Annotated in this window: 16 protein-coding genes and 1 pseudogene; 16 read left to right on the top strand and 1 reads right to left on the bottom strand. The window is 62.7% G+C overall.

The genetic code is table 11. From position 1 onward, the window contains the following. Positions 1–128 precede the first annotated feature (128 nt). Positions 129–950 (top strand): annotated as a pseudogene (locus tag KMAL_RS14605) (DUF7146 domain-containing protein); the annotation flags it as partial. A gap of 315 nt (positions 951–1,265) precedes the next feature. Then, positions 1,266–2,201, top strand: coding sequence for a DUF2493 domain-containing protein (locus KMAL_RS14600; protein ID WP_014106180.1), 936 nt, complete (start codon positions 1,266–1,268; stop codon positions 2,199–2,201). A 24-nt stretch (positions 2,202–2,225) separates the two neighbouring features. Here KMAL_RS14600 and KMAL_RS14595 read toward each other — a convergent pair whose 3' ends face one another. Next, positions 2,226–2,903: a hypothetical protein gene (locus KMAL_RS14595; RefSeq protein WP_110096314.1), complete on the bottom strand. Its 678-nt coding sequence runs from the start codon at positions 2,901–2,903 to the stop codon at positions 2,226–2,228. A gap of 907 nt (positions 2,904–3,810) precedes the next feature. On the opposite strand from KMAL_RS14595, the gene KMAL_RS14590 reads away from it, so the two are divergent. From KMAL_RS14590 to KMAL_RS14520, 14 genes are all read left to right on the top strand, one after another. After that, positions 3,811–4,026: a hypothetical protein gene (locus tag KMAL_RS14590; RefSeq protein WP_041247388.1), complete on the top strand. Its 216-nt coding sequence runs from the start codon at positions 3,811–3,813 to the stop codon at positions 4,024–4,026. Positions 4,027–4,044: 18 nt separating this feature from the next. Next, a complete protein-coding gene (locus tag KMAL_RS14585; protein WP_014106183.1) occupies positions 4,045–4,368 on the top strand; it encodes a DUF736 domain-containing protein in 324 nt (107 codons plus the stop codon). Between the two features lie 339 nt (positions 4,369–4,707). After that, positions 4,708–4,854 carry a hypothetical protein gene (locus tag KMAL_RS17335; protein WP_014106184.1) on the top strand — a complete coding sequence of 49 codons (147 nt, stop codon included), beginning with the start codon at positions 4,708–4,710 and terminating at the stop codon, positions 4,852–4,854. A 92-nt stretch (positions 4,855–4,946) separates the two neighbouring features. Further along, positions 4,947–5,456, top strand: a complete 510-nt coding sequence (locus KMAL_RS14575; protein WP_110096313.1) for a hypothetical protein — start codon at positions 4,947–4,949, stop codon at positions 5,454–5,456. 86 nt (positions 5,457–5,542) lie between these two features. Further along, positions 5,543–5,776 carry a transcriptional regulator domain-containing protein gene (locus KMAL_RS17925; protein WP_373852470.1) on the top strand — a complete coding sequence of 78 codons (234 nt, stop codon included), beginning with the start codon at positions 5,543–5,545 and terminating at the stop codon, positions 5,774–5,776. Then, entirely contained in the window at positions 5,742–6,383 is a 642-nt protein-coding gene (locus tag KMAL_RS14570; protein ID WP_110096312.1) for a DUF2285 domain-containing protein, read from the top strand. The genes KMAL_RS17925 and KMAL_RS14570 overlap by 35 nt, the downstream gene beginning before the upstream one ends. A gap of 213 nt (positions 6,384–6,596) precedes the next feature. Then, complete coding sequence (locus KMAL_RS14565; RefSeq protein ID WP_081477936.1) at positions 6,597–6,863, top strand: helix-turn-helix transcriptional regulator; 267 nt, start codon at positions 6,597–6,599, stop codon at positions 6,861–6,863. An 8-nt stretch (positions 6,864–6,871) separates the two neighbouring features. Further along, positions 6,872–7,687: a replication initiator protein A gene (locus KMAL_RS14560; RefSeq protein WP_048851148.1), complete on the top strand. Its 816-nt coding sequence runs from the start codon at positions 6,872–6,874 to the stop codon at positions 7,685–7,687. Positions 7,688–7,800: 113 nt separating this feature from the next. Then, a complete protein-coding gene (locus KMAL_RS14555) occupies positions 7,801–8,181 on the top strand; it encodes a DNA methyltransferase (protein WP_239020164.1) in 381 nt (126 codons plus the stop codon). Then, positions 8,178–8,654 carry a DUF2840 domain-containing protein gene (locus tag KMAL_RS14550; protein ID WP_014106189.1) on the top strand — a complete coding sequence of 159 codons (477 nt, stop codon included), beginning with the start codon at positions 8,178–8,180 and terminating at the stop codon, positions 8,652–8,654. The genes KMAL_RS14555 and KMAL_RS14550 overlap by 4 nt, the downstream gene beginning before the upstream one ends. Next, positions 8,651–9,280: a S26 family signal peptidase gene (locus tag KMAL_RS14545; protein ID WP_014106190.1), complete on the top strand. Its 630-nt coding sequence runs from the start codon at positions 8,651–8,653 to the stop codon at positions 9,278–9,280. Before KMAL_RS14550 ends, KMAL_RS14545 begins: the two co-directional genes overlap by 4 nt. 54 nt (positions 9,281–9,334) lie before the next feature. Continuing rightward, entirely contained in the window at positions 9,335–9,676 is a 342-nt protein-coding gene (locus tag KMAL_RS14540; protein ID WP_014106191.1) for a DUF736 domain-containing protein, read from the top strand. A gap of 476 nt (positions 9,677–10,152) precedes the next feature. Then, entirely contained in the window at positions 10,153–10,815 is a 663-nt protein-coding gene (locus KMAL_RS14530; protein WP_081477901.1) for a lytic transglycosylase domain-containing protein, read from the top strand. Between the two features lie 247 nt (positions 10,816–11,062). After that, positions 11,063–12,718 (top strand): relaxase/mobilization nuclease domain-containing protein, encoded by a 1,656-nt coding sequence (locus tag KMAL_RS14520; protein ID WP_110096311.1) that lies wholly within the window; start codon positions 11,063–11,065, stop codon positions 12,716–12,718. Positions 12,719–12,797: the final 79 nt, after the last annotated feature.

Here is a 12,797-nt window from a genome sequence, read left to right as displayed (position 1 = left end):
CTCAGAAGCTCCATGTCAATCACTCCAAAAACCCCCCAGCAGATGATGCCGGGGAGTGTGAAGGCATGGGTCAAATCTCGATGAAAATTTCCGCCCTACCCGGGTCAGTTCTCAGTGAAAATCAACACCGTGAGACTCTGGGTTTGCTTGATTTCCGTGACGTCGCTGACGAGGCACGCAACTTTCTGGCGTTACCGCATCCTGAAGCAGACCGTGCGGAGGAACGTCTGCGGACCGCTCCATTGCAGCGCCACGAGACGGGTGGCACCAGCACGGACGCTGCGCGCCGTCTGTGGGATGCCAGCCGATCTCTGTCGGGCATTGCAGACGCCTATCTGCGAAGCCGCGATCTGGCCAATCTCTCAGGATTGGCCGCGCTGCGTTTCCATCCTGACTGCTACTACCGCGCCGATGCCGACAGTCCGACCGAGACATGGCCCGCGCTGATCGCCGCCGTGACCGACCTCAAAGGTCGCGTTACCGGAGTCCATCGCACCTGGTTGGCGCGGGGCGGAAAGGGCAAGGCGCCGGTCGTCGTCCCCCGTCGTGCGATGGGTGACCTGCTCGGTCATGCCGTGCGCTTTGGCGCGGTGTCCGACGTTCTGGCCGCAGGCGAGGGGATCGAGACGGTGCTCTCGCTCCATGAGGTCATGCCCGATCTGCCACTGACCGCCTGCCTTTCCTCGGCGCATCTCGCCGCCACAGCGTTTCCGCCTACGCTGCGCCGCCTCTACGTGCTGCGCGATGACGACCCGGCCGGAGACCATGCGGTGACGACCCTGCAGGCCCGGACACAGGAGGCCGGGATCGAGTGCCTCGTGCTGTCACCGCGTCTGGCAGATTTCAACGATGATCTCCGCTATCTCGGGCGTGGGGCGATGCGGGCGATCCTGCATCCCCAGCTTGCCCCGCAGGACGTGGCGCGGTTTCTGCATCCCGTCGCGCACTGAGGCGGGCCGGGAAGGGGGGTGAGGGGCATCTTCTTTCCCTGCCGTGCGGGGCTGTCCCGTTTCCGGATGAGGCGCGCCCGCGGCCTTTCTGGAAGGGGAGCGGGCGTCAGCCAGGCCGGGCCTTCAATGGCGGAGCCGGCTATTTTCCGCCGCGCGTGCCGCGCTTTGCATCGCGAAGCAAAATAGCCGTCTCCCTGCCATCCTCCACTGCGTTCCAGCCGCGCGCGAGCGCGCGGTTCCGGCCCGGCCTTCGTCTGCCGCTATCCGCCCCCGGAAAGGCCGCGAGGGGCGCGGCCAGAACCGGAGGACAGACCCATGACCCGCACACAGGACGATTTCGAACCCGCACACGCCACCTCTTCCACCGCTCATCTGCTGGCGGAACTCCAGCTTTACGGCCATCGTCCCTTCGAGGATGAGCCGGACCCGAGACCCTTGCCCGACGCCAGCCAGATCGAGGGCGCAGTCGCTGACATCTTCGATGCCCTGTCAGCCACGCTGACCGAAACTCGGCTGGAACCCGATCTCGAACCGCTGCTCTGGTCCACGGTCAACGTCTTCCATCGCATGGTCGGGCAGGTGGAGCGTGATCTTGACCGCAACGAGCAGGCGCAGAAACGCAGCCAGCAGGAACAGGATGGCAGTGAGATCCGCTCGGTGGAACTGGAGCGCCTCATCGCCGAGGGGCTGACCCTGCTGGAACGACGCAACGCTTACGAGATTTTCCGCGATCTTGCCTGCGACCAGTTCGAGCGCCTGACGATGTCACCCTGGCGGCCGCGCTCCGGCTCGCTGGTCAGCCGCAGCACCCTGACGGCCTCCATGATCGACAGCCGTGATTTCCTCAATGCGCGCCGCAAGGTCGAGACCGACCTGCTGGTGCCGGCCGGCCCCAAGATCGCAGTGACTGGCGGGCTCGATTACGAGGACCATCACCTGATATGGAATCGTCTCGACAAGGTGCGCGAGAAGCATCCCGATATGGTGCTGCTGCACGGCGGCTCACCGAAGGGTGCGGAATTCATTGCTTCCCGCTGGGCCGATCATCGTGATGTCGCGCAGATTGCCTTCAAGCCCGACTGGAACCGGCACGGGAAGGCCGCCCCGTTCCGGCGGAACGACGCACTGCTGAAAGTGCTGCCCGTCGGGGTCATGGTGTTCCCGGGCTCGGGCATTCAGGACAATCTGGCCGACAAGGCCAAACAGATGGGTATCCCGGTCTGGCGGTTTCGCAGGGAGGCTGGCGCGTGAGCGCCAGCTGTCTCTCAGGGGTGACTATTGTGGATATTCATGCCGCGCGGTCTTGCCAGCCTGACCAAAAAACCAGCGGCCGATCATTGCAAGGCGTTGGAACATTCCGATGGGACTCTGTGCATGCTGTCTGTATTCGGGCTGCATGGCTGCGTTAAAATAGAGAGCTCTGGCCAGAGCACAATTTGCGCGGGTCTTATCGCTCTCATTCTGGCTATAAGGCGTGTTTTCCGCTCCGCTCGGAAAATTGTAGCAAAAAAGACGCTCCGGTGGATAATCAAAAGCCTTATCAGCGACGGCTTTTCGGTACCATTTCGGGTCTCTTTGGGCCATGAAACGCTCATAACTATCCGCGTCCGGAGCAAAGGTTTTTTCCGCCAGACACTCAAGATCTGCGAGCGTCCCAAAGCAATAAGCCGCGTGGAGTGCTAAACTCGCCGTCGGGTCCGCATAACGCGTTCGGCCGCTTAAAAACAAGATAACGCACGAAGATGCACAGTATCCATTTTGTCCCACAGCGGTCCGAACTGGACGATTGGCAACCATCAGCGCGAAATAAAGAGCCGCATCCACATCACCACCGCCACTCTCAAGCCAGACTGTCGGCTCGGCTGTCTCGGACGTATTGATGGCATTAAGGAGCTTGTTCATGCTCTCGTGCGTAACAGCACCATCAAAATGAATACCGTCTGCCCGCTTCATGATGAGTGCGTCCTGATAGCGTTCCTGGCTTTGTGACCACATCACGCCCTAAATGCCAAGAATAAAGCCGAACAGTCCCATTATAGCGACCGCGATCACACATCGAATAGTACATCGTGGTTTTTTCTCCTTGACCGTAACATTGGTCAAAGTGGGTGCGTCCCCCGTCATTGATGCTCCTTATGATTGGAAATTTATGAGAAAGATCATCATGATGATTTCCTTATAAATAACAACCGGTATGTATGTAATTTCGAGGGTGTAGATTGTCGCTCGTAAGATATGCCCAATCTATGCCTGGCAAAACGGCGCTATGGCATCATTGGCTTTAGCGCCGATGACTTAATGCGGGGAGAGGAGCCCCCTTCATAAGGGGGCAGGTAGCGAGGGAGGTTAAAATAGCGATGATCACTGTTCCCGATTTTTCACGTATCACCGATCGGTCAGAACCATCCGTCGGGCTCCCCATTACCTGCACTCCCGGTTGAGGAAAGCGCGGGTAACCGCGCCCCGGAAAGCCCCGCCCGGAGGAGAACGGTTGCAGGGCGGGACCTCTTTTCCCCGTTTCGGCTGCGGGGACGATGGATGAGGGGGGCGATGGCCCCCTTCCTCATCAGTGAACAGGTCGAAACAGCAGCGGCGAAGGAGGGATCGTCCAGCGGGCAACCCGCTGGCCAGCCTTCGTTGGAACGGGGGGGCTATAGGATGCGGCCCGAACCGTTCGCAGCAGGGACGCGGCAGTCGGGGGCGGGTGTCTGACCCTAGTCCACGTCACCAGCAGGGAAGACGGTCGCACCGGGCGAGCGCGATATCCTCCTGTGTCGCACGTTCCCCACCTGACGGACCGGTCATGCCGGCATCATATCTCCATGGGGCTGGCGGGCCCGCACACCATGGCCTCTGTCGGATGGCTGATCTAGCCGAAGACCGGCTGCGCCTCGATCGGCTGGCCGCAACGGCGTTCCAGAACTTTCTTCCCCTGACGGCTGCGCCGTCATTCCTCGCGAAACAAGAAAGTTCCGGCCCTGCCGTCCTCCGCTGCGCTGCGGCCCTGAAGGGTGCTCTGCCGCTCGCCTCCGGCTGGTCGATCGCCATCGAGGCCACGGTGGTCGCGGCCCGATAACAGCATGGAGATACGACAATGGCTAACATCGGTTCCTTCAAGAAGGTGGGCGAAGGCTTCGAAGGCGAAATCATCACCCTGGCCCTGCAGGCCCGCAACGTCCGCCTGGTGGCGGAAACCAACCGGGCCAACGACAACGCCCCCAACTACCGCGTCTACCTCGGGCGGGTTGAACTCGGCGCCGCATGGACCCGCCGCTCCAACGAAGGCCGCACCTATCTGAGCCTGAAGCTGGACGATCCTTCCTTCGCCGCCCCGATCTTCGCCAACCTGTTCACCGACGAGGAAGGGGAAGGCTACACCCTCATCTGGACCCGGCCCCGCAGCCGGAACGGGGAGTAAGCTCCCCACCACCAACCCCGCCCGGTCTCCCCGGGCGGGGCCTTCCGGGCTTTCATTTTCCCACGTGCTCTTTCGGGGTGCGGGCGGCAGCGCTGGTCGCCCGACGTGAGACGCAGGAGGAACACGAGGCTTTCCCTCAGCCTTCCCATTGTACCATGCGCACGGAAACCGCCTCAAGACACGCGGTCCCCCCAATTTTGCCCGGCGCACCCTTCGGGCACACCGAACAAAATCGGCTCCCCCGCGTGCCGCTTCGCGGTCGCCTCCGGCGATCATTGACCCGGCTTCCGTGCGCATGAGCCGTCCGTCTTGTCTTCGAGAAACGAAAGGAGCAGGACGATGACCACGCTACATGACCACATCCAGATGCTGCGGGCCGAACTCACCAGCTTTCATCTCAGCAAATGCGAGCGCCGACAGATCGAGCGCGAACTCAAAGAGGCGCTGGTCCGGGTCGCGACAACGCGCCGCCGCTCGGAGGAATGAGCCCGGCGCGACGTTGATCTCCCGCGCATCAGGCGGGGGATCTTTGCGGCAGCCTCATTAACGGGAGCTATCTGCAATCCTCGCTATCAGACATGTCTTTTTTTCTGGAAACAATACCGAACAGTACGTATTATAACGTCCCGTACTATTTGCCGGAGGTGGAGATGATTGTTATCGGGCTCATCTCGTGGGTCGTAGGGACCGGACTGCTCTGTTGGGTCTTCTTTACTCTTGTCTCAATGGCCGTGCCCACGATGGCCGGACTGATCGTCTTCTTCTGGACATATCGTATGGGGGCCGGGCTTGCTGCCGTCTTTTTCGGTCTTGTCGCAGGCATTTTCGTGCTGTGGCTGTTTCGTGTCGCGCTCGCGTCGATCCAACGTCCAGACATCCGACTTGCCGTGGTGCTTGCCTTCTGTCTCCCGGCTTCTATTGCCGGATACTCGGCCACGGCTGGCCTCGCCCAACTCGGCAATCCCTCGCCGGTCTGGCAGGCTATTCTGGGAGTGATCGGTGCAGCAATGGTTGGGACGGCCTCCTTTGCCCGCCTGGCCCCCGAAGCCCGTCAAGGCAACGGAACGTTCCTTTATCGGCACGATTAGCGCGTGTCTCACATTATTTCTTTCGACGGACGCCGTGCGCTGACCATATGCCGCTCGTGATGACCCGCGGCTGACGCGTCACTGTAATGGCAGGAGATTGGCCGACGATGCAGACGCGACCTGACTGGCATACTTCCGGATTTCTTGACAGGGCGCTCACGCTCGACCTTCCTGATTTCGCACAAGAGTTTCTCTTCCTGAATCAGGATTATGTCCGTGGCTATCGAACGCTTGCCAGATACGACGACGCTGACGAGGTAGTCCGTCAGCGAAATCTGCACCTTTTTGCACGTCAGTGGGGGCTCCGATTTCCCTGTTGATCCTTCGATCCCAGCGTGGTCCGTCCCCGCGCTTTGGGCACCGGAGGCACTCTCCGCCATCATCGCGCTGATACGCGCTCCTGAAATCTATGCGGCCGGACGTTTTGCACCGCTGATCCTGACGCCGCAGACCAATGCGGTTGTCGCGGATGATGGCCTCCATGTCATCGTAGGGGACCGGAGTGGACCACTCCGGCTGTGGATTTCCGATGATTGCCACGAACGGGCAGCCGTCGTGATTCCCCTTGATGAATCCTGCTGGGTTCGCCTGCATCATTTGCGTCGCTTCATCGAGCGTCTGTATGGTCGGACGGCAGGTCCATTGCCCAACACCTTTCGGCCCACACGTTACAGGGTCAGGCGGCTTGCCCACGCGCTTCAGGCTCTCACCGCCAAACAGGCCGGGGCCACGGCTCGTGACATCGCGGCACTGACGGATCCGGGAGTGAAGACCCTGAGCGGTTCCATCTGGAAGGACGTTCACCAACGTGCGCGCGTCGAGCGCCTGCTGACCCTTGGTGAACAACTTGCTGCTGGAGAATATCTCGCCCTGCTGCAATACGGCCGCCGCCCGTTTCCGCCACCGGCGTCGAGAGAAACCAGCTAAAAACATCGAGATTCCTCCATCAGATATCAAAAAATGTTCTGTCCTGCGCAAGGTCGCCTGACGTCTGGAACGTAGTGCATCTTCGGTGCTCGGGGGGTGGACGATTCCTTGGGACACCCCCTGTTTTCGTCCACCACCCCCTACGTCTTTTTTCGCCAGTCTCCGCCCCAGTACGCGGCGTTACGCCACGTCCTGTTTCAGTGGAGAACAGTCATGGTCCGAAAAAGACCCCAGCCGAGACCGGCCCGGCATCTGCGAACCCCACAGGCCGCTGAATGGCTTGGCATTTCACCAAGGACACTCGAGCGATACCGCACAATTGGCGGTGGTCCCGTCTTCTATAAGCTGGGTAATCGCGTCACCTACACGATCGGTGACCTGAAAGCGTGGGTCGAGAATGGCATTTCAAAGTCGATTTTCTCGAAAAACTACATTCTCATGCGTGCTGGTGTTGCGCGGCGCGGAAGGGGGCGGTCATGACTCCCTGCATGCCGCGCCTGCTCATGTCCAATGCGTTCTTCGCACTGGGGAAGGGACGCCGCCGCGCCCCGCTGCGCTTCAGGCAGGGAAGCCAAAACATCCTCGTTTCGTCCCCGATGGCGCTTGCGACCATCTGGGATGCGGACATCCTGATCTGGGCGACATCAACGATGATTGCTGCGCAGCGTTGCGGCGCGCCGATCCCATCGGTCCTGCAGGCAACACGATATGAAATCCTCCGATTTCCCGGTCGTGACGTGTCGGGCGGATATTATGAGCGTCTGCCAGACGGCCTTGAACGGCTTAGCCGGACCAACGTCGTCATCAGCGCGTCCGAATGGACCGATGAGCAGACCGGCGCTCCGTGGATCGAAGACTGGCGGATCTCCGCCGGTGTCGTTCACATCCGTCTCGCAGCCTGGTTGTGCGAGGCGGTTCTTACGCCCCGGGCCGTGCTTGCGCTCGACCCGGCCTATTTCACCCTTACCAGCGGTTTCGAACGCCTGCTCTACCTGATCGCACGACGGCATGCGGGGCAGCAACGCGACGGCTGGGCTTTCGAGGTGGCTCATCTGCACCGCAAGACAGGGATCACCCAGACGCTTGTCGCATTCGTGGCCCTCCTTCGACGTGTGGCCCGTAGCAACACTCTGCCCGGTTATCGCATTGAACTGTCCGACCTGAACAGGCCGGAGCACGTGCGCTTTCGACCAATCGGCGGCCTCTCTGTGGATAAACCTGTGGGTATCCCTGTCGATAATTTTGAGCGGACACGCCTATCGACCGTCGAATCCACGCCTATCACATGCGAAAATCATGGATAAGGAACTGGAAAATAATGACAAATCGCCTCTCTCTAAAGAGTCTAAATAAAGACTCTTTGAACATGCATACCGCGCGCGACTCAATGCATGGTCCATGGCGTTCGGTCCTCTCCATGCCTCAGGGTGACGCCCGGGCATGGGTCGTGCGTCGCAAGCAGCGTCCCCCGCATACCGGCGCGATCCCGTCTTCGACCTACCGCAGTCTCGACGGCGGCCCGCGTCTCGCCCGCTCCGTGCAGCGCTTCCGCAATGCTCATGGCCGGGCCATCCATCCCACTGAAAAGCTTGTGGCACTCCTCGGCCTGCTGGTGCGGGTGATCTGCCCGCCCGACGGCCTCGTGGGCGACTGGTTCGCCGGGTCCGGCGCCGCCGGCGTCGCCTGCCGGCTGGCCGGACGCCGCTATGTCGGCTGCGAGATCGATCCGGAGATGGCCCGACGCGCCCGCGATCGCCTTGCCGCCATTCTTCCCTTTCCCATCGGAGAACCGTCATGAACGATCTTCGCTTTTCCCCCGGCGCGCAGCTCGATCTGGTCTGGATCGAGACCCGCATCGAGCAGTGGCTGCGGTTCGGCTGCCCCGAGACCAGCGTCAGAATTGACCGCCACAGGCGTCGCGTAAGTTTCGCCGCAGGCGATGTGTTCGCCCTGATGCGCTGGCTTGCCAGCGACACGGGCGCCGTCACGGTGTCCATCGACATCGTGCGAGCCATGCCGCCGGGCGAACCATGCGCGGTCCTGCCATGGATCACCGGCGCTGCCGACAGGCTGCTGCGCCAGACCGGTGATGCTCCGGTCCGGGCGGTGCTCGACATCATCACTCGCATCGAACGACACGGGCTCGATCCCCGAGCCGTCTGTCCGGACTACTGGCGCGATCTCGATGCGCGGCTGCGGGCCAGCCGACCCGCGCCGCCCTATGGCCGTGCCCGCCACGAGGCGTGGCTCTGGCGGAGGGCTGCGTCATGACCCGCCGCGCCTGGCTCTTCACCACGTATTTCGCCACTCTCACGACTCTCGCGACGACCGGTGTCTCGCCCAGTCCGCGCTGGGTGTGGAACGCCACAGCCAGCGTGCCGGTGGGCCTCTATCGGGTCACGCCCACGCCGGCGTTGCGCGTCGGCGATATCGTGGCGCTGCATCTGCCCGAGCGCGACGCGACGTTGCTGGCCACGCGTGGCTATCTGCCCTTCGGCGTGCCGCTGCTCAAGCCGGTGGCAGCACTAGCCGGTCAGACCGTCTGCCGCCTCGGCGCGCACGTCACCATCGACGGCAAAGCGGCGGGTGACGCCAAACCCATCGATCATCGGGGGCGTCCGTTGCCCGTCTGGCGTGGCTGCATCCGTCTCGGCCCGGGACAGGTCTTTGTCATGAACCCGGCGGTCCCGACCAGTCTCGACGGGCGCTATTTCGGTGTCTTGTCGACCGACACGGTAATCGGTCGCGCCACGCCCGTCTATCTCCGCACAGGTGACGCCGAACCGCCGCTCCTGCGTTTCGAACCCCGTCCGGATTTGACGGATCCGGGTCGACGACCACCCACGATGATGGTGCGTCCCGCTCCCGTGAAGAGCGCCTGGCCTCCGCTGGAGTGACGCCATGACGCTGTCCTCCATCATCTCATTTCTCGACAGGAAAGTTTTCAACCCATGAGTCAGATCGGTTTCTTCACGCGTACGGCGAATGGCTTTGCCGGGCGCCTACGCACGCTCGCCCTCGACGCGGAACTGACTTTCGTAAGTGCCGTGAATGCAGACGCGGAGAACGCGCCCGACTATCGCATCCATCTCGGTGACAGTGCCGAAGCGCCGGAGATCGGGGCCGGCTGGACCCGCACCGGGGAACGCGCCGGGGAATACGTCTCGGTGCTGCTGGACGATCCCTCGCTCGCCCAGCCGATCCGCGCCACCCTGTTTCAGGCCGGTCGCGGCGGCCGCGTCTGGAACCTTGTCTGGACACGCGCCACAAAGCGCCAGGGAGGCCGGGAATGACACTCGCCCGTCTCCGGCTCGGCTATGCCGATCCCCCTTATATCAACTGCGCCCATCTCTATCGCGGACAGCCGGACTACGCGGGGGAGGTCGATCATGCGGTCCTCGTGCGGCATCTCGACGCGACCTACGACGGCTGGGTCCTGCATACTGCCGCGACACCGGCGTCGATCGCGGTATTGGCACCACTGGTCGAGGCCACGGGCGCGCGCTGGATGGCATGGGTGAAGGGCTTCACCGCCTTCAGGCGCAACGTCCCCGGTCGCTTACGCGTGGGAGCCGGTCATCATCAAGGCGGCGCGTCGTCCCGTCGTCAGCCCTCGTCTGGTCATGAGGGACTGGGTTCAGGAGAGCATTACGCTCCGTCGGGAATTGACCGGCGCGAAGCCCGAGGCCGTGTGTCACTGGGCCTTCGAAATGCTCGGTGCCCGTCCGGACGATCCGTCGCTCGACATGCTCATACCGGAGGATTTCTGATGAGGGGGGCAGCTGTCTGTCGAAGGCGTGTGCTGGCGGTCGCCCGGTTCGGGCTCGCGCTCACGCTCACGCTCACGCCCGGTTCGGGGCACGCACAGGATATCGACGCGCTGGTGCGGGATGCCGCCTCGCAGGCTGCCATTCCGCCGTCATGGATCCGTGCCGTGCTACGCATCGAGAGTGACGGTGATCGGCATGCCGTATCCTCGGCGGGCGCAATGGGGCTGATGCAGATCATGCCCGGCACGTGGCGTGACCTGCGCCATACACTCAATCTCGGCGCCGATCCGTTCGACCCACATGACAACATCGTCGCCGGTGCTGCCTATCTGCGCTGGCTGCACGATCGGTACGGTGATGCCGGGTTTCTCGCCGCGTACAACGCTGGCCCGGGACGTTATGACGACCATCTGGCGACGGGTCGTCCGCTTCCCGATGAAACCCAGACTTATGTTGCCTCCGTCATGCGGCGGATAGGGGACGACACGGCTCCGGCGCTTCTTGGTCCGCTGCCGGGTATCTCGTCTCCTATAGCCATCGGCGGTCTTTTCGCCGGGCCTGCCCATCCCGTCGCGAGCGATACGGCTGCGGTCGGCGACAGTCTGGCTCCGCCCACGCCAGCAGGACTCTTCGTCGCTGCCGAGTGGAGGGAAGAACCATGAGCCACTCGGTCATGCTCGCCCTCGACGTGCGGCCTGGTCCGGGTTTGGAAGGGCTGGTGGGGGCACTGGGGAAGGGGGTAGCGTATAGGCAGGATAAAAGCCGCGAGGTGCGGCACGGTTGGGGGTGGTTTTGTGGCGGATTTCTGCAGATTTTCGGCGCCCTCTGCGAGGTGCGCGGAACTTGGAAGCCTGCGGCCTCCACTTTCTGGCGGTTTACCGCCGTTTCGCGCACATCGCAGCTCATTCCATGACGAATGACGACGATTTCCGGGTTCGGCCCGGCCGCATTCGTTCTCCAGGCACCCAGCGGGCACGTCCCTTCATCGCGCAGGCCTTGGCCGCGACCCAGCGTGCCGGAGGCATGGGCCGAGGACGTCAGGGAACGGGCGGAAGTGGCCGCTCGACCTTCGGGCGTGGGCGTGTCGCGAGTGCGCATGCCAACCGCTTCCTCACCAGCCGCTCGCGTGGGGTGGTGATCAAGGCCCGCGTGGTGAAGCATGGCCCACGCGCCGCGCCGCTGACCCCGCATCTGCGTTATCTGCGCCGCGAGGGCGTTACGAAGGACGGCGAAAAGGCAAAGCTGTTCGGCCCGGAGCAGGAGGAGGTTGATCCCAAAGGCTTCGCAGAGCGCTGCGCCGATGATCGTCACCATTTCCGTTTCATCGTCTCGCCGGATGATGCGGTGGAATTGGCGGACCTGAAGCGCTTCACGCGTGATCTTATGATGCAAGCTGAGCATGATCTCGGCACGAAGCTCGACTGGGCGGCCGTTGATCACTGGAACACCGAACATCCCCATGTCCATGTCATCGTGCGCGGCAAGGCGCAGGACGGCGAGGACCTGGTGATCTCGCGCGATTACATCCGTGAAGGCATGCGTGGCCGTGCGCAGGAACTCGTGACGCGCGAGCTCGGGATACGCAACGACATTGAAATCCGGCGTACAGTCGAGCGTCAGGTCGAGGCGGATCGCTGGACACAACTCGATCGGCAGCTTCAGCGCGACGCAAGTGAGCATGGAATCATCGACATGCGTCCCACGCCCGATCGCCGGCCCGATACGTTCGAGGTGCTCAAGGTGGGTCGTCTCCGGCGTTTGGAAGGATTGGGGCTGGCGCAGCAGATCGAGCCGGGCCGCTGGGCGCTGGAGGAACACGCAGAGGCGACGCTGCGCGAGATGGGGCAGCGCAACGACATCATCAAACGGATCCACCGCGGCCTCGCCGAGCAAGGCGTCGAGCGCCCGCAATGCTCGTGGGTGCTGGCCGGCGAGAAAACCGACCATCCCGTCATAGGCAAACTGGTCGGGCGCGGGCTCGATGACGAGTTGAAGGGGACAGCTTTCGCGGTGGTGGATGGGATCGATGGGCGTACGCATCACGTTCACCTCCCTAGCCTGGAGGCGACAACGGATGCTTCCATGGGAGCAATCGTCGAACTGCGCCGGTTCGAGGACGCAAAAGGGCGAGGGCGCGTGGTGCTGGCTGTGCGGTCGGACTTCACGCTGGAACAGCAGATCGAGGCCCAAGGAGCCACATGGCTGGACCGGCAGGCAGTCGCGAAGGAGTCGCCTGCACTGGGTGGCGGCTTCGGGGCAGAGGTGCGTGACGCGATGCGCCAGCGTGTTGATCATCTGGAGCGCGACGGGCTCGCCCATCGGGACGACGCGCGCGTGAGGTTTGAGCGTGGCTTGCTCACTACGCTCCGCGACCGGGAATTGAGGGCCGTTGGCGAGAAGTTCGCGCGGCGAGAGGGAAAGACGTTCGACTTGGTTGATGCCGGCGACAACGTGGCTGGTGTCTATCGACAGCGCCTGGCTCTCGCATCCGGAAGGTACGCAGTGATCGACAACGGGCTAGCAGCCTGTCGGGTTGGGGTACCCTGTGAAGAGGTGAAGTTGTAAGGTGGTGAGATGAGCAGCTTCATCCCGTTTGACCGGTCTCAGCCGTATCTTCTGCCGCCTGATCTGAAGTCGTGGCTTC

The sequence above is a fragment of the Novacetimonas maltaceti genome, from assembly GCF_002906255.1.
Taxonomy (GTDB): Bacteria; Pseudomonadota; Alphaproteobacteria; order Acetobacterales; family Acetobacteraceae; genus Novacetimonas; species Novacetimonas maltaceti.
This window is presented reverse-complemented; position numbering and strand designations above follow the sequence as displayed.

Bases quoted from the DNA above. Each gene is read 5' to 3' on its own strand.
- KMAL_RS14600 (WP_014106180.1), top strand. From the start codon at position 1,266: ATGACCCGCACACAGGACGATTTCGAACCCGCACACGCCACCTCTTCC.
- KMAL_RS14595 (WP_110096314.1), bottom strand. From the start codon at position 2,903: ATGAAGCGGGCAGACGGTATTCATTTTGATGGTGCTGTTACGCACGAG.
- KMAL_RS14590 (WP_041247388.1), top strand. From the start codon at position 3,811: ATGGCTGATCTAGCCGAAGACCGGCTGCGCCTCGATCGGCTGGCCGCA.
- KMAL_RS14585 (WP_014106183.1), top strand. From the start codon at position 4,045: ATGGCTAACATCGGTTCCTTCAAGAAGGTGGGCGAAGGCTTCGAAGGC.
- KMAL_RS17335 (WP_014106184.1), top strand. From the start codon at position 4,708: ATGACCACGCTACATGACCACATCCAGATGCTGCGGGCCGAACTCACC.
- KMAL_RS14575 (WP_110096313.1), top strand. From the start codon at position 4,947: ATGTCTTTTTTTCTGGAAACAATACCGAACAGTACGTATTATAACGTC.
- KMAL_RS17925 (WP_373852470.1), top strand. From the start codon at position 5,543: ATGGCAGGAGATTGGCCGACGATGCAGACGCGACCTGACTGGCATACT.
- KMAL_RS14565 (WP_081477936.1), top strand. From the start codon at position 6,597: ATGGTCCGAAAAAGACCCCAGCCGAGACCGGCCCGGCATCTGCGAACC.
- KMAL_RS14560 (WP_048851148.1), top strand. From the start codon at position 6,872: ATGCCGCGCCTGCTCATGTCCAATGCGTTCTTCGCACTGGGGAAGGGA.
- KMAL_RS14555 (WP_239020164.1), top strand. From the start codon at position 7,801: ATGCCTCAGGGTGACGCCCGGGCATGGGTCGTGCGTCGCAAGCAGCGT.
- KMAL_RS14550 (WP_014106189.1), top strand. From the start codon at position 8,178: ATGAACGATCTTCGCTTTTCCCCCGGCGCGCAGCTCGATCTGGTCTGG.
- KMAL_RS14545 (WP_014106190.1), top strand. From the start codon at position 8,651: ATGACCCGCCGCGCCTGGCTCTTCACCACGTATTTCGCCACTCTCACG.
- KMAL_RS14540 (WP_014106191.1), top strand. From the start codon at position 9,335: ATGAGTCAGATCGGTTTCTTCACGCGTACGGCGAATGGCTTTGCCGGG.
- KMAL_RS14530 (WP_081477901.1), top strand. From the start codon at position 10,153: ATGAGGGGGGCAGCTGTCTGTCGAAGGCGTGTGCTGGCGGTCGCCCGG.
- KMAL_RS14520 (WP_110096311.1), top strand. From the start codon at position 11,063: ATGACGAATGACGACGATTTCCGGGTTCGGCCCGGCCGCATTCGTTCT.